Source organism: Citrobacter sp. Cf118, from assembly GCF_030334095.1.
Classification (GTDB): Bacteria; Pseudomonadota; Gammaproteobacteria; order Enterobacterales; family Enterobacteriaceae; genus Citrobacter; species Citrobacter freundii.
Genome location: NZ_JAOWES010000087.1, coordinates 366,541 through 389,206 on the forward strand (window position 1 = coordinate 366,541; position 22,666 = coordinate 389,206).

Here is a 22,666-nt window from a genome sequence, read left to right on the forward strand (position 1 = left end):
GTAAACCAGTGACACAATTTTGAACGGTGATGCACCAAAAACACGATTAAGGTACGTCGTAACCCAGTGCAGCTTTACGAATGCGGAACCATTGCTGGCGAGACATGTTCAGCGTCTCAGACTCAATGGCGGCGCGTACGCGCTCTATTTTTCCTGAGCCAATAATCGGCAGCGGCTGAGACGGCAAACGTAAAATCCAGGCGTACACCACCTGCTCAATAGACTGCGCGTTTAACTCTTCTGCGATCGCGGCAAGTTCATTTCGTAATGGCTGGAACGCATCGTCATTAAACAAGCGACCGCCGCCGAGGCAGGACCAGGCCATTGGACGAATACGCAACTGCTGCAGTTGATCTAAAGTGCCATCCAGCAGGAGCGGCTGATGTACCGGAGAGATTTCAACCTGGTTGGTCGCCAGCGTAAACGGCAGACGCGATTGCAACAATGAGAACTGTGCCGGGGTGAAATTAGAGACACCAAAGTGACGCACTTTGCCACTGTGGTGCAATTTTTTGAAAGCGTCGGCGACATCGTCAGCATCCATAAGCGGATCGGGACGGTGGATGAGCAACAGATCAATATGATCGGTCGCCAGCAACTTCAGCGATTCTTCCGCACTGGCAATAATATGCGCGCTGTCGGTGATGTAATGGCCCAGCGCATTTTCTGCGCGCGCCGTCGTCGCGATCCCGCATTTGGTCACAATCTGCATTTTTTCACGCAAATGCGGAGCCAGTTTCATTGCCTCACCAAACGCCGCTTCACACTGGTATCCACCGTAGATATCTGCGTGATCGACGGTGGTCACGCCCAGATCCAGATGCTCTTCAATAAAGCTGACTAGCTGGCGCGCGGACATATTCCAGTCCATCAGGCGCCAGTACCCCATCACAAAGCGAGAAAATTCCGGGCCTTGCGGCGCAATAGTAATACGCTGAACCATAGCAGCTTCCTTTTAAGTGAATGTGCCTCGAGTATACGCAATTACGCTTTTAAAAGAGTGAAGGTTGTTGCGGTTCTTCCGAAGGGTTGGCTTTGTTCGCTCGTAATTTACGCATCAGGCGCTGACGACAAAGCCGTAGCACTTCCTGCTTTTGGGCATCGCTCATCTTTTGCCAGTTAAAACGTTCATCCCGACTGCGAAAACAGCCACGGCAAAATCCGCGTTCGTCAGACTGACATATTCCACGGCATGGGCTCTGGACGGGGAAAAACTCCAGCTGTTCGGCCACATCCCCTCCTTTAGTAAGATTGATATACTTATTGAAGACGTTAACTGAATTTCTCGCAAGCGCTATTGCATTAGACCGACTGGTCTATTACACTCCTTTTCATGAACAAAATCACTGAACACGATACACGCGAACATCTGCTGGCGACTGGCGAACTGCTTTGTATGCAGCGCGGCTTCACCGGCATGGGTTTAAGCGAACTACTGAAAACCGCTGAAGTGCCCAAAGGTTCGTTTTATCATTATTTTCGCTCTAAAGAAGCGTTCGGTGTCGCGATGCTGGAACGCCACTATGCGGCCTATCATCAGCGACTGGCTACGCACTTTGATACGGGTGCGGGAAACTACCGCGACCGCATTCTGGCCTACTATCAGGAAACCCTGAACCAGTTTAGCCAGCACGGCATTATTAGCGGCTGTTTAACTGTAAAACTGTCTGCCGAAGTGTGCGATCTGTCAGAAGATATGCGCACAGCGATGGATAAAGGCGCGCGGCACATTATTGTGCTGTTAGCGCAGGCACTGGAGAAAGGTCAGGCCAGCCATTGTCTGTCCTTTGTTGGCGAGCCGTTACAGCAGGCGCAAGTACTGTATGCGCTGTGGCTTGGCGCCAACCTGCAGGCCAAGATTTCTCGTAGCGCTACTCCGCTGGAAAATGCGCTGGCGCACGTTAAAAACATCATCACAACGCCTGCCGTTTAACAGGCGTTTTTATTTCCTTTATTACTAGACGACCGGTCTATTCAGGAGTACCACATGTCATCTGAAAAACTGTTTTCCCCACTGAAAGTGGGTGCCATTACGGCAGCAAACCGCGTATTCATGGCGCCACTGACGCGTCTGCGCAGTATTGAGCCTGGCGACATCCCTACTCCGCTGATGGCCGAGTATTACCGTCAACGCGCCAGCGCGGGTCTTATTATCAGCGAAGCGACGCAGATTTCCGCACAGGCGAAAGGCTATGCCGGAGCACCCGGCTTACACAGCGAAGCGCAAATTGCCGCATGGAAGAAAATCACCGCTGCCGTACACGCTGAGCAAGGTCATATTGCTGTCCAGTTGTGGCACACCGGACGCATCTCTCACGCGAGTCTGCAACCAAATGGTCAAGCTCCAGTTGCACCTTCCGCGATTAGTGCTGGAACCCGCACCTCGCTGCGCGATGAAAACGGTCTGGCAACGCGTGCCGATACCTCAATGCCACGTGCGCTGGAAACCGAAGAGATTCCGGGCATCGTTAATGACTTCCGTCAGGCGATAGCCAACGCGCGCGAAGCGGGTTTCGACATGGTTGAACTGCACTCTGCCCACGGCTACCTGCTGCACCAGTTCCTGTCGCCAACCTCTAATCAGCGTACCGATCAATACGGCGGTAGCGTCGAAAATCGTGCGCGTCTTGTGCTGGAAGTGGTTGATGCCGGTATTAAAGAATGGGGTGCCGATCGTATTGGTATTCGCGTCTCCCCGATTGGCTCATTCCAGAACGTTGACAACGGTCCGAACGAAGAAGCCGATGCGCTGTATCTGATTGAACAATTGGGCAAGCGTGGAATCGCTTACCTGCACATGTCTGAGCCGGATTGGGCCGGTGGTGAGCCGTATTCCGATGCGTTCCGCGAAAAAGTTCGCGCGCGCTTCCACGGTCCTATCATTGGTGCTGGTGCCTACACCCCTGAAAAGGCAGAAGCGCTGATCGAGAAAGGTCTGATCGACGCCGTTGCTTTTGGTCGCGCCTATATTGCTAACCCGGATCTGGTGGCGCGTCTGCAACGCAAAGCGGAACTGAATCCGCAACGTGCCGAGAGCTTCTACGGCGGCGGCGCGGAAGGTTACACCGACTATCCTACCCTCTAACGTCACAATCTCCGTTCTGCCATTGATAGCGGCGTAACAACGCCGCTATACTAAAACAACATTTTGAATGTATTAGCCATTTTCGAAGGGGAAAAAGATGCGTTTACTCCATACCATGCTGCGCGTGGGTGACCTGCAGCGTTCCATCGAGTTTTATACCAACGTGCTGGGCATGAAGCTGCTGCGTACCAGCGAAAACCCTGAATACAAGTACTCTCTGGCTTTTGTCGGCTACGGTCCTGAAACCAGTGAAGCCGTAATCGAACTGACCTATAACTGGGGTGTCGACAAGTATGAGCTGGGTACTGCCTATGGCCATATCGCCCTGAGCGTAGACAACGCGGCTGAAGCCTGTGAACGTATTCGCCAGAATGGCGGTAACGTAACGCGTGAAGCGGGTCCGGTAAAAGGCGGCACCACAGTGATTGCGTTCGTTGAAGATCCGGACGGCTATAAAATTGAGCTGATCGAAGAGAAAGACGCCGGGCGCGGCCTGGGCGACTAACTTCCCCCTCGGGCGCAGATCGTCTGTGCCCGTAGTTTTATACTCATCATTTTGCCATAATACGCGCTGCAATTTTCCCGTATTAAGAGACCCAGATGTCCGATAACGCTCAACTTTCCGGTCTGTGTGACCGTTTTCGTGGTTTTTATCCTGTCGTCATTGATGTCGAAACCGCAGGGTTCAATGCCAAAACCGATGCGCTGCTTGAGATTGCAGCCATCACACTGAAAATGGATGAACAAGGCTGGCTGATGCCGGACACGACGTTGCATTTCCACGTAGAGCCGTTTGAAGGCGCGAATCTGCAGCCGGAGGCGCTCGCCTTTAACGGTATTGATCCGAACAATCCGCTACGCGGCGCGGTCAGCGAATATGACGCCCTGCATGCCATCTTCAAAATGGTGCGTAAAGGCATTAAAGACAGCGGCTGCAATCGGGCAATCATGGTGGCGCATAACGCTACGTTCGACCACAGTTTCATGATGGCAGCAGCAGAACGCGCCTCGCTGAAACGGAATCCGTTTCATCCATTTGTCACCTTTGATACAGCGGCATTAAGCGGTCTGTCATTGGGGCAAACGGTGTTGTCAAAAGCGTGCCTGGCGGCGGGAATGGAGTTTGACGGGAATCAGGCACACTCGGCACTGTATGACACCGAACGTACGGCCGTGCTGTTTTGCGAAATCGTTAACCGCTGGAAACGTCTCGGTGGTTGGCCTCTTCCCGTGCCTGAAGAAGCGTAACGGCGACATAAAAAAAGCGACCATTTCAGGTCGCTTTTTTACTTCTGCTGATATTACTCAGCGTCCGGCTCTTCGGTTTTGTATTTCGCAGCTGTTTCTTTAATCAGCTGCTGCAACTCACCGCGCTGGTACATTTCGATCAAAATGTCACAACCGCCAACCAGCTCACCATCAACCCACAGTTGTGGGAAAGTTGGCCAGTTCGCGTATTTCGGCAGTTCGGCGCGAATATCCGGGTTCTGCAGAATATCAACGTAAGCAAAGCGTTCACCACAGGCTGACAGCGCCTGCACAGCCTGAGCGGAGAAACCGCAGCTTGGCAGTTTAGGAGAACCTTTCATGTACAGGAGAATCGGGTTTTCAGCGATCTGGCGCTGGATTTTTTCGATAGTGGTGCTCATTATCTTGCTTCCTTAAACTTCTTTTACGGCAGTAGTCTGACATTGTAACGGGTCAGACAGGCAACGGAAAATAACATTTTCATTACGCGTTATTATTTTATCCCCTGACGCTAAAAGTTGCATTCATAATCTCATTTATCCCCTTCAAACATGTGGTTTTGATTATCTGTTCACCAACTCCAACGTTAATTGATGTTTTTTTTTGCGGTCGGTTACGAAACATAGTTTTAAACAAAAAAAGCTATTAACTTTCCCTCTTTCTATAGATTAGAATCGTCAAGTTTTGAAAATCACACGCAGGCACGATAGACCTGCCTTACCAGAGGACTGCTCAGTGGCGCGGATAAACCGAATCTCGATCACGCTCTGTGCTTTACTTTTTACTACACTGCCCTTTACGCCTATGGCTCATGCTTCCAAGCAAGCCAGGACGACACCTACCAATTCTCACACCATCAAAACGGTAGATAAAAAGAAAAGCGCAACAACCAGCCAAAAAACAACAAAGACCAGCAAGAAAACGGCGACAAAAACCACCAGTAAAACCAGCACCAAAACCGCTTCCTCTTCTAAAAAACGCACTGCCACTCCGGCAAAGTCGACTAAAACTGCAAATCGTCGTGGTAAAACTGCCGTAGCACAAACCGCAGCTGTTACCTGGACTGAAAAATGCACACCGCGCAAAGGTCATAAACCACGCTGCGTGAAGGTGAAAACCACTGCACCAACTACGCTTGCTGACGCCCATAAAGTGAAAGTGCAGAAAGCGACTAAAACCGCTATGTCCACTTTGATGAACCAAATCGGTAAACCTTATCGTTGGGGCGGTTCCTCGCCAAGAACCGGGTTTGACTGCAGCGGTCTGGTTTATTACGCCTATAAAGATCTGGTGAAGTTCCGCATTCCGCGTACCGCGAACGAAATGTATCATCTGCGTGATGCCGCACCGATTGAACGTGGCGAACTGAAAAATGGCGATCTGGTCTTCTTTCGTACCCAGGGTCGCGGAACGGCCGATCACGTCGGCGTCTACGTCGGAAACGGTAAGTTTATTCAGTCACCGCGTAGCGGGCAGGAAATTCAAATCACCTCTCTGAGCGAAGATTACTGGCAGCGCCACTATGTGGGCGCTCGTCGGGTAATGACGCCAAAAACAATTCGCTAAAAACTTACCCTACAGAACACACTGTAGGGTAAGTTCTTCTTTTGCATAACCTTTCAATTTGCTACCCTATCCTTACTCACAATGAGGCTATTGTGTGTACTCAATATAAAGAATAAGGAGAGAAGCAATGTCGTTTGAATTACCTGCATTACCGTATGCCAAAGATGCTCTGGCACCGCACATTTCTGCCGAAACGCTGGAATATCACTATGGCAAACACCATCAAACCTACGTGACCAATCTGAACAATCTGATTAAAGGCACGGCGTTTGAAGGCAAATCACTGGAAGAGATCGTTCGTAGCTCTGAAGGCGGTGTATTCAATAACGCAGCACAAGTATGGAACCACACGTTCTACTGGAACTGCCTGGCACCAAACGCAGGTGGCGAACCAACCGGTAAACTGGCCGATGCAATTGCCGCCTCCTTTGGCAGCTTTGCAGATTTCAAAGCGCAGTTCACCGATGCCGCTATCAAAAACTTCGGTTCTGGCTGGACCTGGCTGGTTAAAGGAACTGATGGCAAACTGGCTATCGTCTCCACCTCCAACGCAGGTACTCCGCTGACCACCGACGCGACGCCGCTGATGACCGTTGACGTATGGGAACACGCCTACTACATCGACTATCGCAATGCCCGTCCTGGCTACCTGGAACATTTCTGGGCGCTGGTGAACTGGGAATTTGTTGCGAAGAACTTCGCACCATAAAAAGATAACGCAGAAGGGCTTCCTTCTGCGTTTTTGCATTAATTCGCGGTCGTGAAAGCCTCTTCTGGCTGTCTTCTTGCGGAAATAAACACCAGCAGCAGCGCAAGACCCGCCACAATCGCCCCCATCACTGGCACAAAACTGTAGCCCAGGCCGCCTGATATCACCGCCCCACCGGCCGCTGCACCCAGAGCGTTCCCCAGATTAAACGCGCCAATATTGACTGACGATGATAATCCAGGCGCTTCACTGGCAACGCGCATCACACGCATCTGCAACGGTGGAACGACCGCGAACGTCGCCGCGCCCCAGACCACCATACTGATTGCCGCACCCAGCTCATTACGCGCAAGGAAAGGAATGGCCAGCATAATAACCATCAGCAGCAGTAAAAAGCTTTTCAACGTACCGTTGACTGAACGGTCAGCAAACTTGCCACCAAAGTAGTTACCGATCGAGAAACCAATGCCTATCAACACCAGCATCCCGGTAACAAATGCCGGAGTGGCATGAGTGATAGTATGCAGAACTGGCGAGATGTAGGTATAAAGCGTGAACATCGCCCCAGCACCCAGTACGGTAGTCAGTAACGCCGACAACACCTGTGGGCGCATAAGTACCGCCAGTTCGCTGCGAACATCCGGGCGCTCTCCGGCTCCACCCTTGGGTAAGGAGAAGAACAGGCTGACCATAGCAATGACGCCCAGACCCGCAGTGGCCATAAATGACATGCGCCAACCGATGGTTTCACCAAGCCATGTCGCCGCCGGAACGCCGCCAATATTGGCGATGGTTAACCCCATAAACATCGTTGCTACGGCGCTGGCCTGCTTATGTTTGGGTACAACACTGGCAGCAACCACTGAACCGAGACCAAAAAAGGCGCCATGGTTAAGACTGGTCAAAATACGCGATAGCATTAGCGTGGTGTAATCCGGCGAGATAGCAGAAAGCACATTACCCAGCGTGAAAATCGCCATCAGGAATATCAAAGCATTACGTCGCGCGCGATGAGACAGCAGCAATGTCATCAGCGGTGCACCTACCATCACACCTACCGCATAGGCGCTGATCAGCATGCCAGCCGCCGGAATCGAGACATCCACACCTTTGGCTATGACGGGCAATAATCCCATTGGCGAAAATTCGGTGGTGCCAATGCCAAACGCTCCGATCGCCAGCGCCAGTAAAGGATAATTGAGTTTCATATTGCGACTCCGTAACGTCGAGCCGTGGCGCGACATAAAATAAGAGTCAAAAGCATGACATTGATCGCAAAATTAATAAAGTTAACAAAATTGCAAAAGACTTTTGCTAATTCGCAAACAATAGAAGAGATAGACGAGCGGAAAGAGTGAGGGAGAGCTAACTCCCTCGGGGGAAATCAATGCAGCGCTGCGGTCAGGCCACCCGCGACGATCAAACCCAGAACAATAATGGTAGTCACTAACGAAAATTTCAGATCGGTGCTCATCAAGTTTTCTCCTTTTTATTCCCACACAAAAAGTGATATTGCGCATTTTTACACACTTGAAAGCAAAAATCTCTCACGATTTATATTGATAACTGCTTTTAACTCTTCCCCTTTTCGTTAAGATCAGACAAAATTCCACGCTTACTTGATTAGCGTACCGGCCATTGACCCCTTCCTGACGTTCCGTGTCGTTTTCCCGGCGTGCCGCAACCCTTACGTTGCGCTAAGGGTGTGTAAAGGCAAACGTTTACCTGGAGTATTCTCAGGAGCTTAGGATATGGTCTGGAGTGAGATGTAATGGCAACAATTAAAGATGTAGCGAAGCGAGCAAACGTTTCCACTACAACCGTATCACACGTAATTAACAAGACGCGCTTTGTCGCGGAAGAAACGCGTAATGCTGTCTGGGCAGCGATCAAAGAACTGCACTATTCTCCGAGTGCAGTTGCCCGCAGCCTGAAGGTGAATCACACCAAGTCTATTGGCTTGCTGGCGACCAGCAGCGAAGCGGCCTATTTCGCAGAAATTATCGAAGCCGTGGAGAAAAACTGTTTCCAGAAAGGCTATACGCTGATTCTGGGTAACGCATGGAACAGTCTCGAAAAGCAGCAGGCCTATCTGTCGATGATGGCGCAAAAGCGCGTTGATGGTCTGCTGGTGATGTGTTCTGAGTATCCGGAGTCGCTGCTTTCGATGCTCGAAGAGTATCGCCACATTCCGATGGTCGTCATGGACTGGGGCGAAGCTAAAGCCGACTTTACCGATACGGTCATTGATAACGCCTTCGAAGGCGGTTACATGGCGGGTCGGTATCTGGTAGAACGCGGTCATCGTGAAATTGGCGTGATCCCAGGTCCAATGGAACGTAACACCGGGGCCGGGCGTCTGGCGGGCTTTATGAAAGCGATGGAAGAAGCGCTGATTAAAGTGCCTGATAACTGGATTGTCCAGGGCGATTTCGAGCCTGAGTCCGGCTATCGCGCCATGCAGCAAATTCTGTCGCAGTCGCATCGTCCGACCGCTGTATTCTGCGGTGGCGATATTATGGCGATGGGTGCGCTGTGCGCCGCTGACGAAATGGGTCTGCGCGTACCACAGGATGTCTCACTCATCGGCTACGACAACGTGCGCAACGCCCGCTTCTTCACGCCGGCCTTAACGACCATTCACCAGCCGAAGGATTCACTAGGTGAAACGGCCTTCAACATGCTGTTAGACCGTATCGTGAATAAACGTGAAGAGTCACAGTCTATCGAGGTGCATCCACGTCTGGTTGAGCGTCGCTCCGTTGCCGACGGTCCGTTCCGAGATTACCGCCGTTAAGCCTGTTGTGCGGGAGTCTCATCTGGCTCCCGCAGCCATTCCTTGTTCAACGTTTCACTATCCCCTAAATAGTCCAGCAGCCAACTCAATACCGGTGACGTATCGTTCTGCTGCCATGTCAGACAGCATGCAGCATCAGGAAAGGGGTTCTCCAGTTGCAGCGCAACCCACTTGCCGCTATCGATCCACGGCTTGGCAAAATGCGTCGGCACCATGCCAACACACAGCCCTGCTGATAAGCAGGTAGCGGATGATTCCCAGTCAGGCACCACGACGCGCTTTTGGTTATCCAGCAGCCAGGTAATACGCTTTGGCAACGTACGGGAGGTATCTTCGCGTACCAGTGACGGCCAGTTGCGCAACGTATCATCACTTAGCGGTCCGGGCATTGACGCCAGTGGATGATGGCTGGCTACCACGCAGCTCCAGCTCAGCATTCCCATATCGCGGAAGGTATAGCGCCCCCCTACCGGAATCGCCTGTGTGGCGCCGATGGCCAGCTCCACGCGTCCATCGGACAGCGCGTCCCATACGCCGTTAAACACTTCCTGAAAAACTAACAACTCCACATCATCAAAGTGACGGTAGAAATCCACGATCATCTGTCGGGTACGATCCGGGCGGACAATGTTATCGACTGCGATCGCCAGCTGCCCGCGCCAGCCGTTGGCAATTTGCTGGCATTGCTGGCGCGTGATCTGCATTTTTTTGATAACAGAGCGACCTTCTTTTAAAAACCATGCCCCGGCAGGCGTTAATTCCACATCCCGATGGCGTCGCTCAAAAAGTGGTACCGCCAGCCACTCTTCCAGTTGGCGCACAGTGTAGCTTACCGCCGAAGGTACACGGTGTAGCTCCTGTGCGGCTGAACTAAAGCTACCGTTACGCGCAACCGCATCAACCACTTCAAGTGAATATTCCGACCACATATTCTGCCTGCAAAAATTTTGAAATCAGTAAGCAAATATTAGCGTTTCACAGCGTGAATTACACTCACTACACTCAGCGGCATTGTTCTACTGCTAAAAAAAGAGAAATAATGATGCAACCTGGGAAAGGGTTTTTAGTCTGGCTGGCGGGCCTTAGCGTGCTCGGCTTTCTGGCAACAGATATGTATCTGCCCGCCTTCGCCGCAATTCAGTCCGATCTGCAAACGCCCGCATCTGCCGTCAGCGCTAGCCTGAGCTTGTTCTTAGCCGGTTTTGCCGTCGCACAACTGCTGTGGGGACCGCTCTCTGACCACTATGGTCGCAAGCCTATTTTGCTGCTGGGTTTATCTATTTTCGCACTGGGCAGTCTGGGCATGCTGTGGGTTGAAAACGCCACAGGCCTGCTGGTACTGCGATTTGTTCAGGCCGTTGGCGTCTGTGCAGCATCGGTTATCTGGCAAGCGCTGGTTACCGACTATTATCCTTCACAAAAAGTAAACCGCATCTTTGCCACCATTATGCCGCTGGTCGGGTTATCACCTGCCCTCGCCCCGTTATTAGGTAGTTGGATCCTGGTACATTTTTCCTGGCAGGCCATTTTTGCCACCCTATTCGCCATTACTCTGATTCTGATGCTTCCGGCGCTGCGTTTAAAGCCTACAGCTAAAGCACGCGATGACAGCCAGGATAAACTGACTTTCACCACCTTGCTGCGCTCGAAAACTTACCGTGGAAACGTGCTGATTTATGCCGCCTGTTCCGCGAGCTTTTTTGCATGGCTGACGGGTTCCCCGTTCATCCTTAGCGAAATGGGTTATAGCCCAGCGGTAATTGGTCTGAGCTATGTTCCGCAAACTATCGCCTTTTTAATCGGTGGTTACGGCTGTCGTGCTGCGCTGCAAAAATGGCAGGGTCGTCAGCTGCTGCCCTGGTTACTCATTCTGTATGCCTTCAGCGTTGTAGGCACCTGGGCGACCGGCTTTATTCATCATGTCGCATTGGCTGAAATCCTGATCCCATTCTGCGTTATGGCGATTGCGAACGGCGCAATCTACCCTATCGTTGTCGCGCAGGCATTACGCCCTTTCCCACAGGCCACTGGACGCGCTGCCGCATTGCAGAATACGCTGCAACTGGGTTTATGCTTCCTGGCAAGCCTTGTCGTTTCCTGGTTGATTGCTACCCCGCTGCTCACCACTACCAGCGTTATGCTGACCACGGTATTGCTGGCTGCTGTAGGTTACAAAATGCAATCGCAGAAAACTGACGCCCCGCAAACAGATGACCGCGCGCAAATTGCCCATGGAGAGTCTCACTAATAATTGTCGCGGGCAATTAATTAGCCCGCTAAGAATTATCGGTTGAATCGTCAAAAGTTCAGGCCTATACTGATTTCCGGATGTTAAAAAAACGATAATTTTTATGTGTTAGCGGGAACAAGAATGTTCCCGTATTCCCACGGATGGTCTTTTCGGCAAGGGTTCCTCCCTTCCTCTGTTCTACGTCGGATTATAGATTCACGGATTAATTCCGTGAGATTTCTCACAAAGCCCAAAAAAGCGTCTACGCTGTTTTAAGGTTCTGATCACCGACCAGTGATGGAGAAGCTATGAGTTCATCGTGTATAGAAGACGTCAGAGTACCGGATGATGACTGGTACCGCATCACCAATGAATTATTGAGCCGTGCAGGCATTACCATTAATGGCCAGGCACCGGCGGATATTCGCGTAAAGAACCCCGATTTTTTCAAACGTGTATTGCAGGAAGGATCGTTAGGGTTGGGTGAAAGTTATATGGATGGCTGGTGGGAATGCGACCGGCTGGACATGTTTTTTAGTAAAGTCCTACGCGCCGGTCTTGAAAACCAACTCCCCCGCCACTTCAAAGATACGTTACGAATTGCCGCTGCTCGCTTGTTCAATTTGCAGACCAAAAAGCGTGCATGGGTTGTCGGCAAAGAACATTACGATTTAGGCAACGATCTCTTTACTCGCATGCTGGACCCCTATATGCAGTATTCCTGCGCCTACTGGAAAGATGCCGATACCCTGGAATCTGCCCAGCAGGCGAAGCTAAAAATGATTGCTGAAAAATTGCAATTGAAGCCAGGGATGCGGGTGCTCGATATAGGCTGCGGCTGGGGCGGCTTATCCCAGTTTATGGCATCAGAATATGGCGTCAGCGTGGTGGGTGTAACCATTTCGGCAGAACAGCAGAAAATGGCGCAGTCACGGTGTGCGGGGCTTGATGTCACAATTTTGCTGCAGGATTATCGTGACCTGAATGACAAATTCGATCGTATTGTTTCCGTCGGCATGTTTGAGCATGTAGGGCCGAAAAACTACGCCACCTATTTTGACGTGGTCGATCGCAATTTAAAACCGGATGGTCTCTTTTTACTGCATAGCATCGGCTCCAAAAAGACCGACAATAATGTTGATCCGTGGATAAATAAATATATCTTCCCGAACGGCTGTTTACCATCAGTTCGCCAGATTGCCAACGCCAGCGAGCCACATTTTGTAATGGAAGACTGGCATAATTTTGGCGCGGATTACGACACGACGCTGATGGCCTGGCACGAACGTTTCATTAACTCCTGGCCTGAAATCGCCGATAACTATACCGAACGTTTCAAACGGATGTTCAGCTATTATCTGAACGCTTGTGCCGGAGCGTTTCGAGCTCGCGATATTCAGTTATGGCAGGTGGTTTTTTCTCGCGGCGTTGAACACGGCCTGCGCGTTCCCCGTTAATCGTTATCGCCCCCGTATCAACGAGGGCTTAACTCTCAGGCTTAGGCTCCCGCTTCTCCCGTTATGTTGCTGATGGCGCTTTCACGCGCCGCCAGCACACGCTCAACAGTATCAACCACCGCCTGCGTTTGGGGATCGATTTCGATATTAACCCTTGCGCCCAGCTTTTTCTTGCCAAGCGTCGTACGCTCCAGCGTTTCCGGGATCAAGTGCACACAGAAACGCGTCGGCGTCACTTCACCGACCGTCAGACTGATACCGTCAATACCAATAAATCCTTTGTACAGGATATATTTCATCAGCGACGGGTCCTGGACTTTAAACCACACCTGACGGTTATTCTCCGAGGTCAGAATTTTCGACACTTCGGCAGTGGTCATAATATGGCCCGACATTAAATGTCCGCCAATCTCATCACTGAATTTTGCCGCACGCTCAACGTTAACCAAATCACCGACCTTCAGTTCGCCCAGATTGGTGATACGCAGCGTTTCTTTCATCAGGTCAAAGCTTATCTGGTTCCCGTTAATTTCGGTGACCGTCAGGCAGCACCCATTGTGGGCAACCGATGCGCCGGTCTCCAGCGCATCCAGCATATATTCAGGCAACTCCACAACATGCGTACGAAAATTTGGTTTTTCATCAATGGACACCAATTTTGCGGTGCCCTGCACAATACCCGTAAACATACTTCCTACTCCTGAACTCAATTAAGACATCTCTGCACAGCACAATAGCAGGTGGAAATTCAGGTTGCCAGCAATGCGCCACCAGCGCCTGTTTTTTCACTGGAGAATTACGTATTCCTCGCTACAATAGACTGAAATTTCCCCTGCATTTTCTCCTTGCTGCCAGATAAGGCGGCTTTTTTAGTCTCTCAAATAACAACAATATAGTGGTGTACACGTGCAAAAGTATGTAAGTGAAGCGCGTCAGTTATTAGCTCTGGCAATTCCGGTGATTCTTGCGCAAATCGCTCAAACCGCAATGGGATTCGTTGATACCGTCATGGCGGGCGGATACAGTGCCACGGATATGGCGGCCGTCGCCATTGGTACGTCCATTTGGCTGCCGGCCATTCTGTTTGGTCACGGACTACTGCTGGCATTGACGCCGGTAATTGCGCAACTCAATGGTTCCGGACGCCGCGACCGTATCGCCCATCAAATACGTCAGGGATTCTGGCTGGCGGGCAGCGTCTCCGTGCTGATTATGGTTGTGCTATGGAACGCAGGGTACATTATTCGCTCCATGCATAACATTGACCCGGCGCTGGCGGATAAAGCCGTTGGCTACCTGCGTGCTTTGCTGTGGGGCGCACCGGGGTATTTGTTCTTCCAGGTAGCCCGTAACCAGTGCGAAGGATTAGCCAAAACTAAACCAGCGATGGTGATGGGTTTTCTCGGCCTGCTGGTGAACATTCCGGTTAACTACGTTTTCATTTATGGACATTTAGGCATGCCGGAACTGGGTGGCGTAGGCTGCGGCGTGGCTACGGCGGCTGTTTACTGGGTGATGTTTATCGCCATGCTCTCTTACATCAAACGTGCGCGCTCAATGCGCGATATCCGTAATGAGCGTGGTTTCCAGAAACCTGACACCGCAGTAATGAAGCGTCTGGTGCAACTGGGTTTACCTATCGCGCTGGCGTTATTTTTCGAGGTAACGCTGTTTGCAGTGGTCGCTCTGCTGGTTTCCCCGCTGGGGATTGTCGACGTGGCCGGACACCAGATCGCACTGAACTTCAGTTCGTTAATGTTCGTCCTGCCGATGTCTCTGGCTGCTGCCGTCACCATTCGTGTCGGTTATCGTCTGGGCCAGGGCTCCACGCTGGATGCACAAACTGCAGCCAGAACGGGTCTGGGTGTCGGTGTCTGCATGGCGGTCGTAACGGCGCTTTTCACCGTGACATTCCGCGAGCATATTGCCCTGCTCTACAACAATAATCCGGAAGTCGTCACCCTGGCCGCGCAGCTCATGTTACTGGCCGCGGTGTATCAAATATCGGACTCTATCCAGGTTATTGGCAGCGGGATCCTGCGTGGTTATAAAGATACGCGTTCCATTTTCTTTATAACCTTTACCGCCTACTGGGTGCTGGGTCTGCCGAGCGGTTATATTCTGGCGCTGACCGATCTGGTAGTTGACCGAATGGGGCCAGCAGGATTCTGGATGGGCTTTATTATCGGCCTGACCTCTGCGGCGGTGCTGATGATGCTGCGGATGCGCTTTCTGCAACGCCAGCCGTCAGCGGTTATATTGCAACGAGCTGCACGATAATGCCTAAATAGCCGCCGTCTGGCGGCTTTTTTTACATCCTCAGAACGGACTGGCGTTTTGGGCGTTCATCCACGCTTCACTAATGGGATGCCTGAAATGCAGTTCACTGGCATGCAGCATCAGTCGCGGCACCCTTTCAGTGCCAGGCAGCAGACGCCCGCCATACAAATCACAGCCTAAAATCGGATGTCCTAACAGCTGACAGTGGATCCGCAGTTGGTGGGTCCGCCCGGTTTCAGGCATTAGTTGTACCCGCGTCAAGGGGAGCAATGCCCCTTTTTCCTGACGATGATAAAAGCGCTCGACAACCTGATAGCGCGAGCGTGCGGGTTTGCCGTTGAGAGCACAAATTGACATTAATGGAAACAGCGCTGGGTCTTTGGCAATAGCTGCATCGATAACTCCCTCGTCGTTTTCCAGATGCCCGCATAACAGCGCGCTGTACACCTTAGTGACCGTACGCTGGCTGAACTGCTGGCAAAGCGCAGCGTTGATAGCCTTGTTACGGGCGACCACCATCAGTCCAGAAGTGCCGAAATCAAGCCGATGTACCAGCGTGCAACCGGGGTAAATCTGTACCAGCCGGTGATGTACCGAATCGAGATTCTGCGGATTTTTGCCCGACAAGCTAAGCAACCCGCTGGGTTTATTGATTAGCACCAGATGCTCGTCCCGATAGAGGGTCTCTATCTCGTCATGGCAAGGCGGGGCAATAAAAGTATCGAGGATCGTAGACATGTGCGGCCAGAATGAAATGTGGGAGTAGATCATATCCAATTTTCACCAGACTGGCGAATTTGAGTCGTACAGGCATGATAGAGTGTGGGTTATCCCGAGTACGATGAGAGGGTTACACCGTGCAACAAATCGATTTCTATATGGTAGATGCCTTTACCACCACGACGTTTGGCGGTAATGCCGCAGCAGTCTGTCCGCTCACGGACTGGTTGCCCGATGAAACATTATTAAAGATGGCGCAGCAGCATAATCAGTCAGAAACCGCTTTTTTTGTCGCCAATGAGAATGGTTTTGAGCTGCGTTGGTTTACCACTCAGGGTGAAATCAATCTGTGTGGGCATGCCACGCTTGCCGCCGCGCATGTCATCTTTGAACATCTGGATTACCCGGATACAAAAATCCATTTTGCTACCCGCTTTGTTGGACCGCTGACGGTCACGCGCAGCGGTGAATGGCTGACGCTCGATTTTCCAGCCTGGCAAAGCGAATCTGCCATGCCGCCCGCTTTACTGCTGGAAACATTAGGCATCACCGAATACAAAGAGATGCGCGTGGCACGCGATTACATGGTGGTGTTGGAAAATCAACAGCAGGTTGAGGCTGTTCGCCCAAACATCCACGCCATGCTTCCGCTGGGGAAAATGGTGTGCATCACCGCGCCGGGTGACGGGGAATACGATTTTGTCAGCCGTTTCTTCTGCCCAGGTGAAGCCGTCGCGGAAGACCCGGTCACAGGCTCGGCACATAGCATGCTGATCCCTTACTGGGCTGCAAAACTGAATAAAACACAGATGCTGGCGCGCCAGGTCTCTGAACGCGGCGGGGATTTACGCTGTCAGTTAGCAGGAACGCGTGTTTATATCAGTGGGCAGGCAATAACTTATCTGACCGGTAAAGTGCTGCTGCGCTAGCAGCCTTACCCGAAATAACCAATCCATGGAGGATTTATGTCGAGCAAACTCGTGCAGATACACTTTGATTTTCATGGTCCGTTTGGGGCTGAGATGTCGAATCAGCTCGTTGAACTGGCCGAATCAATCAACCAGGAGCCGGGGTTCATCTGGAAAATCTGGACCGAGAACGAAGCAAATCACGAAGCGGGTGGCATCTACCTGTTCCAGGACGAAGACACCGCTCAGGCCTATATCAAAAAGCATACCGCCCGTCTGAAGCACCTGGGTGTGGAAGACGTGACGTTCAAAATCTTCGATATCAATGAACCATTAAGTAAAATTAACCACGGTCACATCGGCTAGTATTTGCCTTAGACGCCCCGCCCGGGGCGTTTCTTCACTCCCTGCCTTCCCCTCTTCATTCCTACCCAGGTTAGCTATTTACGTTAGCCACATTTGCAATAGTTCACAAAATCATCACCCGCGAAAATTATCTCTAGCCGAAAGTGGCATAAAGGCGTATAAAATAATACAAATAGTATTATTCTATACAAAATGAATCATCAGCTACAGGAGGTTTATTATGTCCGCGGACATTACACTGAACTCATCTGCTGGAAGCTTCCCGCCAGCAGGTCATTACTCGCACAGTACAACGGCTGGCGGTTTCGTCTTCGTTTCCGGGCAATTGCCGGTCACTTTCGACGGCGAGAAAAAAGCGGATGCCTCTTTTGAAGATCAAACCCGGCTGGTGCTACAGAATATTGATGCTTGTCTGGCGGGTGCTGGAGTTTCCCGCCAGCATCTGGTGTCAGTTCGCGTATATGTGACGGATATGAATCAGTGGCCGACGTTTAACAAAATCTATGGGGAGTGGATCGGTGATTTCCGTCCATCCCGTGCAGTAGCCGGTGTTGCGGAACTTCATTATGGTTTTGCGCTGGAAGTTGAAGCTATGGCGTTGGCCCCGCAAGCGTGACATTTAACAACACACAGGTGAACAACAATGACTGAAATGACACTGCCTGATTATAACGATGTTGCCGCTGCGGCAAAGCGCATCGCAGATTATGCTAACAAAACGCCGGTGATGACATCCCGAACGGTTAATGAAGAATTTGGCGCGGAAGTCTTCTTTAAGTGCGAAAACTTCCAGAGAATGGGCGCCTTCAAATTTCGCGGCGCTATGAATGCGCTACGCCAGTTCACACCGCAACAACGCGCTGCGGGCGTCGTGACGTTTTCTTCCGGTAACCATGCGCAGGCCATTGCACTGTCGGCAAAATTATTGGGGATTCCAGCAACAATTATCATGCCGCATGATGCTCCGGTAGCTAAAGTTGCAGCAACAAAAGGCTATGGCGGAAAGGTGGTAACTTACGATCGCTATACTGAAGATCGTGAAAAAATTGGTCGGGACCTGGCAGAGAAACAGGGGTTAACGCTGATCCCCCCTTACGACCATCCGCACGTGATTGCAGGCCAGGGCACCGCCACAAAAGAGCTGATTGAAGAAGTGGGTCAGTTAGACGCCCTTTTCGTTTGTCTGGGTGGTGGCGGCCTGCTCTCAGGATCCGCTCTGGCGGCCAGACATCTGTCTCCTGACTGCATCGTCTATGGTGTTGAACCTGAGGCGGGTAACGATGGTCAACAGTCGTTTCGTAGCGGAAAAATTGTTCATATCGATACGCCCAAAACCATTGCTGACGGTGCTCAGACCCAACATCTCGGGAACTATACGTTTCAGATTATCCAGCAAAACGTGAACGATATTCTGACGGTTTCAGACGCTGAATTAATCACCTCAATGAAATTTATCGCTGAACGCATGAAAATCGTCGTAGAACCGACCGGGTGTCTGGGTTTTGCTGCCGCCAGAGCGCGCAAAGCTGAACTTCGCGGCAAGAAAGTCGGCATTATCATCAGCGGTGGAAACGTGGATATCAGCCGCTACAGTGAATTTCTGGCCGGATGATAAACAGGGTATCTGTCATGCAGATACCCTAATGTTACTGTCTGTACATTGCCGTCTGGAAAAACGATCCCAGGTCACTGTAAACTGCTCGCAATCATGGCAACAGGCATCACCGCAGGAGACTGGCATGCCAAAAACCGACAATAACTCGCTTCTCAGCCAAATTGATACTATCGCCAGGGGATTGAGTGAGACCTTCTCTCCGTTTTGCGAAGTGGTGGTTCATGACCTCAAAAATCCTGAACATGCCATTTTATCCATCCATAACAATCTGTCCGGACGTCAACCCGGCCAGCCAGCAACCGAGCTTGGTCTGGCGAGAATCGCATCGCCTGACTTTCCCAGCATCATTGCGAACTACAGTAATCAGTTTGCCGATGGTCGCCCGGTGAAAAGTACCTCAATTGGCATCAAGGACGAAGAAGGCAGATACGTAGCAGCTCTCTGTCTGAATGTAGATATGACGCTGTTTCGTGGTATGCAGAGTGCTCTTGCGCGTTTTACTGAAACCGAAAACTCCCCCATTAAGGAACATATCGATCCCGGCAGTAACGAAGTCATCCGCCAGCGTATTGATGACTTTGCCGCTAAACGCGCTACGACGGCCCGAGCCCTTAAACCTCAAGACCGTAAGCTGCTGATTCAACAATTACGCCAGGACGGTTTGCTGAACGTACGCAAATCTATGGATACGGTGGCGCAGCATCTGGGCGTATCGAGGGCCACCGCCTACCTGTATGCCCGCCAGTCAGTTCAGGCGGGTGAATAAACGGGTTCTGTTGAACCGCACCAGCCGCAGTATAAAAAGTCTGTTCTTGATTACCGACACGAAGCGCTCCCGCTATACTTTGGTCCGCTTCGTATCCTATATAGCCATCAACCAGTAAACAACGCCCGCCACTGGGAAAAAAATAAACCTTTATTTTCGTAGGTATTTATTGGCACTGAGTCAATAAATGATTTATTTTTGTACATACATAATGAGATTACGTTTTCCTCAAATAACACCATCAGCATTGATTAAACATCATAATAAAACAAACAAAATCTAACCCATTGATTTATAGGGATAAAAATAAAGTTGATTTTATTGCGTCAATAATACCTATGCAATATATATAAATAGAGTGATATCTAAATTATAATTCTTTTACATCCGGCTGATTGGTGAGGTAAGAATGCGGTTAATCGTCATGTTAGTAAGCTTTGTGCTCACCACCCAGCTCTGGGCGGGTGAACTTCCCCAGCCTTCCGGTACAGTTCTTTTGACGCTGTCCGGTAATATTGAAAATACAAATGCAGACGGGAAAGCCGTTTTTGATACCGCCAGCCTTGAGAAGCTGGGCATGGTCAGTTTCCAGACCACCTCCCCCTGGTATAATGGACGCACTACTTTTACGGGTATTCCACTACAAAAGCTCATGGATTACGTCGGCGCGAGCGGCTCGGTTGTAAAGGTCACTGCGCTCAATGACTACACCACCGTAATCCCTCTCAGTGATTTCAAAAAATACAATGCCATCCTTGCGTTAAAAATCAACGGAAAATATATGCGCATCCGTGATAAAGGTCCTTTATTCATTGTGTACCCCTATGACAGCATGCCGGAACTGAATAATCAGATTTATTATTCAAGGTCTGCATGGCAGGTCAGTAGTATGGATATTGAGTAAACGTTCAGAGGAACATCATGAACAGAATACTGGCTGGCATCATCTTTTTTCTTTTTATATCTACCGGATATATCTCTTTCCTCGTGCATGAACGGCAACAAGAGTTACAGAAACTGACTCACTACACCGATTCCTGGTCTGCTGCTCAGCTGGTATCACAATATTACCGATTCGAGTCATTGCTGGGTCTTTACACTATCGATGACACGATGAATCTCGATGATGTACGCATGCGCCTCGACATTATGCTCAGCCAGAGTGATTTAATAAAAGAAGGCGACCTGGGGCGCTACATAGAAAGCAATATAGCCCACCGTGAGCTGGCGGTAAAACTTGAAAACACCCTTAGTTTTCTGGATGTTAATCTAGAGAAAATGAACCGTTCAGCACTCCAGGCTTATCTGAAAAAAATGCATACTCTGGATGTGCCACTGGGGCGTCTTTCATCTGGCGCGTTAAACAAAGATGTTAACTCGATCAATAACGCCAACCAAAAAATTCAAACGCTGTACTATATTTACTCAGCAACCTCGGTGCTGCTGATAATACTGAGTGCGATTCTGGGAGTGCTCATTTTCTATCAAAACAGAAATATTCTGCGGGCGCACCTGCAAGTCAAGAGTCTTGCCGAAGAACTGCAGAAATCTAAAGAAAAGCTGCAAATCCAGAATGCTAAACTGGAATATGACGTCTACCATGACTCTCTTACCGAGATGAATAATCGTCAACTATTCTGGAGCGATTTAAATAAAACAATTGAGATAGCTGAAAAAAATCACGATTCTGTGACTGTGATGTTGTTTGATTTAGATCGATTCAAAGAGGTAAATGATACGTATGGTCATGATGCCGGTGATATGTTGCTACGCCAGATATCAGACCGACTGGTTTCAATGAGCCTTACTTCGGATACGCTGTATCGCCTGGGTGGAGATGAATTTGCGTTTCTCTCAAGTGGCCTGACAGAAAGCCACGCCGTTTCGCGGGCCCAGAAAATATGTGAATTTATCAGCCAGCCCTACACTATTTATAACACGATTATCAACATAACCACCTGTGTTGGCATTGTTATCTCAGACACTGAACGTCGTTCCGACTATCTTTATAAATTTGCCGATCTGGCCCTTTATGAAGCCAAAGGTGAAGGCTCAGGTAAGATAAAAGTCTTCCGACAACGAATGTTAGAAAAGCTACAAGAAAGCAGAACGCTTGAGCATGATATGGCATTGGCAATAGTGAACAAAGAATTCGTGGTTTATTACCAGCCCATTGTTGACTCCTTCAGCCAGGAAATTTATAGCTATGAAGCCCTAATTCGTTGGCTCCATCCTCTGAAGGGCCTCCTGTCGCCGGATAGCTTTATTCCTGTTGCTGAAAAAACCGGAATGATTAATGAGATGGGGAAAGCAGTGCTTGAAATTGCCTGCAGGGAAGCGGCTTGTTGGGCGGTTCCTGCTAAAATTTCAGTAAATGTCTCTCCTGTCCAGCTAAGCAGCAAAGCCTTTGTCGGTATCGTACTGTCTATTCTGAAAGAAACTGGACTCCCAGCCGATCGTCTTGAACTGGAAGTAACAGAGTCCTCTCTCTTCACTGAGAGTACGACGCCGATGAATACGCTTAATAAACTCAGAGCCCTGGGCGTAAAAATCTCCATCGATGATTTTGGTACCGGATATTCTTCTCTTTCGCGCCTGAGCAAGCTTGCCTTCGATAAAATTAAAATAGACAAGTCTTTTGTGCATTCAATATCCACACATGAAGATGCGCTTAATATCATCAAACTGATCACGGGCATGGCGAAATCACTCAATATGAAGGCTGTTGCTGAAGGTGTTGAAACTCAGGAGCAACTAAAAAGCCTTCAGGCGCTGGGCTGCGATTTCGCCCAAGGATATCTGTTTGGTAAACCTCAACCTTGTGTCAATGAGGAAATCAGAAATGGTCAAGTTGTGCCAATAAACAACAGAAAAACGATGCCATGAAGATTTTCTATCAGGCTTCAACTGCCCGTAACG

The 22,666-nt window shown here is 50.2% G+C and carries 25 protein-coding genes; 17 read left to right on the forward strand and 8 right to left on the reverse strand.

Features of this window, described 5'->3' with window-relative positions:
• Positions 1-46: 46 nt before the first annotated feature.
• Together OGX67_RS17010 and OGX67_RS17015 are read right to left on the reverse strand one after the other, a co-directional pair.
• Positions 47-943: an aldo/keto reductase gene (locus OGX67_RS17010; protein ID WP_003029189.1), complete on the reverse strand. Its 897-nt coding sequence runs from the start codon at positions 941-943 to the stop codon at positions 47-49.
• Positions 944-992: 49 nt separating this feature from the next.
• A complete protein-coding gene (locus OGX67_RS17015; RefSeq protein ID WP_003029191.1) occupies positions 993-1,232 on the reverse strand; it encodes a DUF1289 domain-containing protein in 240 nt (79 codons plus the stop codon).
• A 101-nt stretch (positions 1,233-1,333) separates the two neighbouring features.
• Between OGX67_RS17015 and OGX67_RS17020 the strand changes: the two genes are divergently transcribed.
• The 4 genes from OGX67_RS17020 (at position 1,334) to rnt (ending at position 4,333) form a co-directional block, all read left to right on the forward strand.
• Positions 1,334-1,933, forward strand: a complete 600-nt coding sequence (locus OGX67_RS17020) for a TetR/AcrR family transcriptional regulator (protein WP_003836447.1) — start codon at positions 1,334-1,336, stop codon at positions 1,931-1,933.
• Between the two features lie 54 nt (positions 1,934-1,987).
• Entirely contained in the window at positions 1,988-3,085 is a 1,098-nt protein-coding gene (locus OGX67_RS17025; protein ID WP_003029197.1) for an alkene reductase, read from the forward strand.
• 97 nt (positions 3,086-3,182) lie between these two features.
• Complete coding sequence (gene gloA / locus OGX67_RS17030; protein WP_003029198.1) at positions 3,183-3,590, forward strand: lactoylglutathione lyase; 408 nt, start codon at positions 3,183-3,185, stop codon at positions 3,588-3,590.
• A 95-nt stretch (positions 3,591-3,685) separates the two neighbouring features.
• Positions 3,686-4,333, forward strand: a complete 648-nt coding sequence (gene rnt / locus OGX67_RS17035) for a ribonuclease T (RefSeq protein ID WP_003029200.1) — start codon at positions 3,686-3,688, stop codon at positions 4,331-4,333.
• A 53-nt stretch (positions 4,334-4,386) separates the two neighbouring features.
• Here rnt and grxD read toward each other — a convergent pair whose 3' ends face one another.
• Positions 4,387-4,734: a monothiol glutaredoxin 4 gene (grxD, locus tag OGX67_RS17040; protein WP_003832760.1), complete on the reverse strand. Its 348-nt coding sequence runs from the start codon at positions 4,732-4,734 to the stop codon at positions 4,387-4,389.
• A gap of 334 nt (positions 4,735-5,068) precedes the next feature.
• On the opposite strand from grxD, the gene OGX67_RS17045 reads away from it, so the two are divergent.
• Together OGX67_RS17045 and sodB are read left to right on the forward strand one after the other, a co-directional pair.
• The gene (locus OGX67_RS17045) at positions 5,069-5,899 is read left to right on the forward strand and encodes a C40 family peptidase (RefSeq protein ID WP_032935840.1); all 831 of its coding nucleotides are present in this window, start codon (positions 5,069-5,071) and stop codon (positions 5,897-5,899) included.
• A 127-nt stretch (positions 5,900-6,026) separates the two neighbouring features.
• On the forward strand, positions 6,027-6,608 hold the full coding sequence (gene sodB, locus OGX67_RS17050) for a superoxide dismutase [Fe] (RefSeq protein WP_286526879.1): 582 nt from the start codon (positions 6,027-6,029) through the stop codon (positions 6,606-6,608).
• Between the two features lie 38 nt (positions 6,609-6,646).
• Here the strand turns inward: sodB and OGX67_RS17055 are convergent, their stop codons facing one another.
• Both OGX67_RS17055 and cydH read right to left on the reverse strand, forming a co-directional pair.
• The gene (locus OGX67_RS17055) at positions 6,647-7,816 is read right to left on the reverse strand and encodes an MFS transporter (protein ID WP_049015505.1); all 1,170 of its coding nucleotides are present in this window, start codon (positions 7,814-7,816) and stop codon (positions 6,647-6,649) included.
• Positions 7,817-7,992: 176 nt separating this feature from the next.
• A complete protein-coding gene (gene cydH, locus OGX67_RS17060; protein ID WP_003029209.1) occupies positions 7,993-8,082 on the reverse strand; it encodes a cytochrome bd-I accessory subunit CydH in 90 nt (29 codons plus the stop codon).
• Positions 8,083-8,379: 297 nt separating this feature from the next.
• Here cydH and purR point away from each other — a divergent pair, with 297 nt between their 5' ends.
• The gene (gene purR / locus OGX67_RS17065) at positions 8,380-9,405 is read left to right on the forward strand and encodes an HTH-type transcriptional repressor PurR (protein ID WP_003029211.1); all 1,026 of its coding nucleotides are present in this window, start codon (positions 8,380-8,382) and stop codon (positions 9,403-9,405) included.
• On the opposite strand, the gene punR is transcribed toward purR, so the two are convergent.
• Positions 9,402-10,334, reverse strand: a complete 933-nt coding sequence (gene punR / locus OGX67_RS17070) for a DNA-binding transcriptional activator PunR (RefSeq protein WP_257651458.1) — start codon at positions 10,332-10,334, stop codon at positions 9,402-9,404. The genes purR and punR overlap by 4 nt on opposite strands.
• A gap of 113 nt (positions 10,335-10,447) precedes the next feature.
• Between punR and punC the strand changes: the two genes are divergently transcribed.
• Both punC and cfa read left to right on the forward strand, forming a co-directional pair.
• Positions 10,448-11,653, forward strand: coding sequence for a purine nucleoside transporter PunC (gene punC / locus OGX67_RS17075; protein ID WP_003836456.1), 1,206 nt, complete (start codon positions 10,448-10,450; stop codon positions 11,651-11,653).
• A gap of 290 nt (positions 11,654-11,943) precedes the next feature.
• A complete protein-coding gene (gene cfa, locus OGX67_RS17080) occupies positions 11,944-13,092 on the forward strand; it encodes a cyclopropane fatty acyl phospholipid synthase (RefSeq protein WP_257651457.1) in 1,149 nt (382 codons plus the stop codon).
• A 41-nt stretch (positions 13,093-13,133) separates the two neighbouring features.
• Here the strand turns inward: cfa and OGX67_RS17085 are convergent, their stop codons facing one another.
• Positions 13,134-13,781: a riboflavin synthase gene (locus OGX67_RS17085; RefSeq protein ID WP_003029220.1), complete on the reverse strand. Its 648-nt coding sequence runs from the start codon at positions 13,779-13,781 to the stop codon at positions 13,134-13,136.
• Positions 13,782-13,998: 217 nt separating this feature from the next.
• Here OGX67_RS17085 and mdtK point away from each other — a divergent pair, with 217 nt between their 5' ends.
• Positions 13,999-15,372 (forward strand): multidrug efflux MATE transporter MdtK, encoded by a 1,374-nt coding sequence (mdtK, locus tag OGX67_RS17090; RefSeq protein WP_003029224.1) that lies wholly within the window; start codon positions 13,999-14,001, stop codon positions 15,370-15,372.
• 39 nt (positions 15,373-15,411) lie between these two features.
• On the opposite strand, the gene OGX67_RS17095 is transcribed toward mdtK, so the two are convergent.
• On the reverse strand, positions 15,412-16,110 hold the full coding sequence (locus OGX67_RS17095) for an RluA family pseudouridine synthase (protein WP_032949212.1): 699 nt from the start codon (positions 16,108-16,110) through the stop codon (positions 15,412-15,414).
• Between the two features lie 119 nt (positions 16,111-16,229).
• Between OGX67_RS17095 and OGX67_RS17100 the strand changes: the two genes are divergently transcribed.
• The 7 genes from OGX67_RS17100 to OGX67_RS17130 all read left to right on the forward strand — a co-directional run bounded on the left by OGX67_RS17100 (position 16,230) and on the right by OGX67_RS17130 (position 22,633).
• Positions 16,230-17,021 (forward strand): PhzF family phenazine biosynthesis protein, encoded by a 792-nt coding sequence (locus OGX67_RS17100; RefSeq protein ID WP_044699919.1) that lies wholly within the window; start codon positions 16,230-16,232, stop codon positions 17,019-17,021.
• Between the two features lie 36 nt (positions 17,022-17,057).
• On the forward strand, positions 17,058-17,366 hold the full coding sequence (locus OGX67_RS17105; protein WP_204583591.1) for a monooxygenase: 309 nt from the start codon (positions 17,058-17,060) through the stop codon (positions 17,364-17,366).
• 220 nt (positions 17,367-17,586) lie between these two features.
• A complete protein-coding gene (locus tag OGX67_RS17110; protein ID WP_061549066.1) occupies positions 17,587-17,982 on the forward strand; it encodes a RidA family protein in 396 nt (131 codons plus the stop codon).
• A 27-nt stretch (positions 17,983-18,009) separates the two neighbouring features.
• Positions 18,010-18,978, forward strand: coding sequence for a threo-3-hydroxy-L-aspartate ammonia-lyase (locus OGX67_RS17115; protein ID WP_204583593.1), 969 nt, complete (start codon positions 18,010-18,012; stop codon positions 18,976-18,978).
• A gap of 127 nt (positions 18,979-19,105) precedes the next feature.
• A complete protein-coding gene (locus tag OGX67_RS17120; RefSeq protein WP_003029239.1) occupies positions 19,106-19,747 on the forward strand; it encodes a helix-turn-helix transcriptional regulator in 642 nt (213 codons plus the stop codon).
• Positions 19,748-20,156: 409 nt separating this feature from the next.
• A complete protein-coding gene (locus tag OGX67_RS17125) occupies positions 20,157-20,651 on the forward strand; it encodes a putative pterin-binding protein (protein ID WP_003029241.1) in 495 nt (164 codons plus the stop codon).
• Positions 20,652-20,668: 17 nt separating this feature from the next.
• Positions 20,669-22,633 carry a putative bifunctional diguanylate cyclase/phosphodiesterase gene (locus OGX67_RS17130; RefSeq protein ID WP_257651456.1) on the forward strand — a complete coding sequence of 655 codons (1,965 nt, stop codon included), beginning with the start codon at positions 20,669-20,671 and terminating at the stop codon, positions 22,631-22,633.
• Positions 22,634-22,666: the final 33 nt, after the last annotated feature.

Bases quoted from the DNA above. Each gene is read 5' to 3' on its own strand.
- cfa (WP_257651457.1), top strand. From the start codon at position 11,944: ATGAGTTCATCGTGTATAGAAGACGTCAGAGTACCGGATGATGACTGG.
- punC (WP_003836456.1), top strand. From the start codon at position 10,448: ATGCAACCTGGGAAAGGGTTTTTAGTCTGGCTGGCGGGCCTTAGCGTG.
- gloA (WP_003029198.1), top strand. From the start codon at position 3,183: ATGCGTTTACTCCATACCATGCTGCGCGTGGGTGACCTGCAGCGTTCC.
- OGX67_RS17095 (WP_032949212.1), bottom strand. From the start codon at position 16,110: ATGTCTACGATCCTCGATACTTTTATTGCCCCGCCTTGCCATGACGAG.
- sodB (WP_286526879.1), top strand. From the start codon at position 6,027: ATGTCGTTTGAATTACCTGCATTACCGTATGCCAAAGATGCTCTGGCA.
- OGX67_RS17110 (WP_061549066.1), top strand. From the start codon at position 17,587: ATGTCCGCGGACATTACACTGAACTCATCTGCTGGAAGCTTCCCGCCA.
- OGX67_RS17125 (WP_003029241.1), top strand. From the start codon at position 20,157: ATGCGGTTAATCGTCATGTTAGTAAGCTTTGTGCTCACCACCCAGCTC.
- grxD (WP_003832760.1), bottom strand. From the start codon at position 4,734: ATGAGCACCACTATCGAAAAAATCCAGCGCCAGATCGCTGAAAACCCG.
- cydH (WP_003029209.1), bottom strand. From the start codon at position 8,082: ATGAGCACCGATCTGAAATTTTCGTTAGTGACTACCATTATTGTTCTG.
- OGX67_RS17020 (WP_003836447.1), top strand. From the start codon at position 1,334: ATGAACAAAATCACTGAACACGATACACGCGAACATCTGCTGGCGACT.
- OGX67_RS17085 (WP_003029220.1), bottom strand. From the start codon at position 13,781: ATGTTTACGGGTATTGTGCAGGGCACCGCAAAATTGGTGTCCATTGAT.
- rnt (WP_003029200.1), top strand. From the start codon at position 3,686: ATGTCCGATAACGCTCAACTTTCCGGTCTGTGTGACCGTTTTCGTGGT.
- punR (WP_257651458.1), bottom strand. From the start codon at position 10,334: ATGTGGTCGGAATATTCACTTGAAGTGGTTGATGCGGTTGCGCGTAAC.
- purR (WP_003029211.1), top strand. From the start codon at position 8,380: ATGGCAACAATTAAAGATGTAGCGAAGCGAGCAAACGTTTCCACTACA.
- OGX67_RS17025 (WP_003029197.1), top strand. From the start codon at position 1,988: ATGTCATCTGAAAAACTGTTTTCCCCACTGAAAGTGGGTGCCATTACG.
- OGX67_RS17120 (WP_003029239.1), top strand. From the start codon at position 19,106: ATGCCAAAAACCGACAATAACTCGCTTCTCAGCCAAATTGATACTATC.
- OGX67_RS17105 (WP_204583591.1), top strand. From the start codon at position 17,058: ATGTCGAGCAAACTCGTGCAGATACACTTTGATTTTCATGGTCCGTTT.
- OGX67_RS17010 (WP_003029189.1), bottom strand. From the start codon at position 943: ATGGTTCAGCGTATTACTATTGCGCCGCAAGGCCCGGAATTTTCTCGC.
- OGX67_RS17055 (WP_049015505.1), bottom strand. From the start codon at position 7,816: ATGAAACTCAATTATCCTTTACTGGCGCTGGCGATCGGAGCGTTTGGC.
- OGX67_RS17130 (WP_257651456.1), top strand. From the start codon at position 20,669: ATGAACAGAATACTGGCTGGCATCATCTTTTTTCTTTTTATATCTACC.
- OGX67_RS17115 (WP_204583593.1), top strand. From the start codon at position 18,010: ATGACTGAAATGACACTGCCTGATTATAACGATGTTGCCGCTGCGGCA.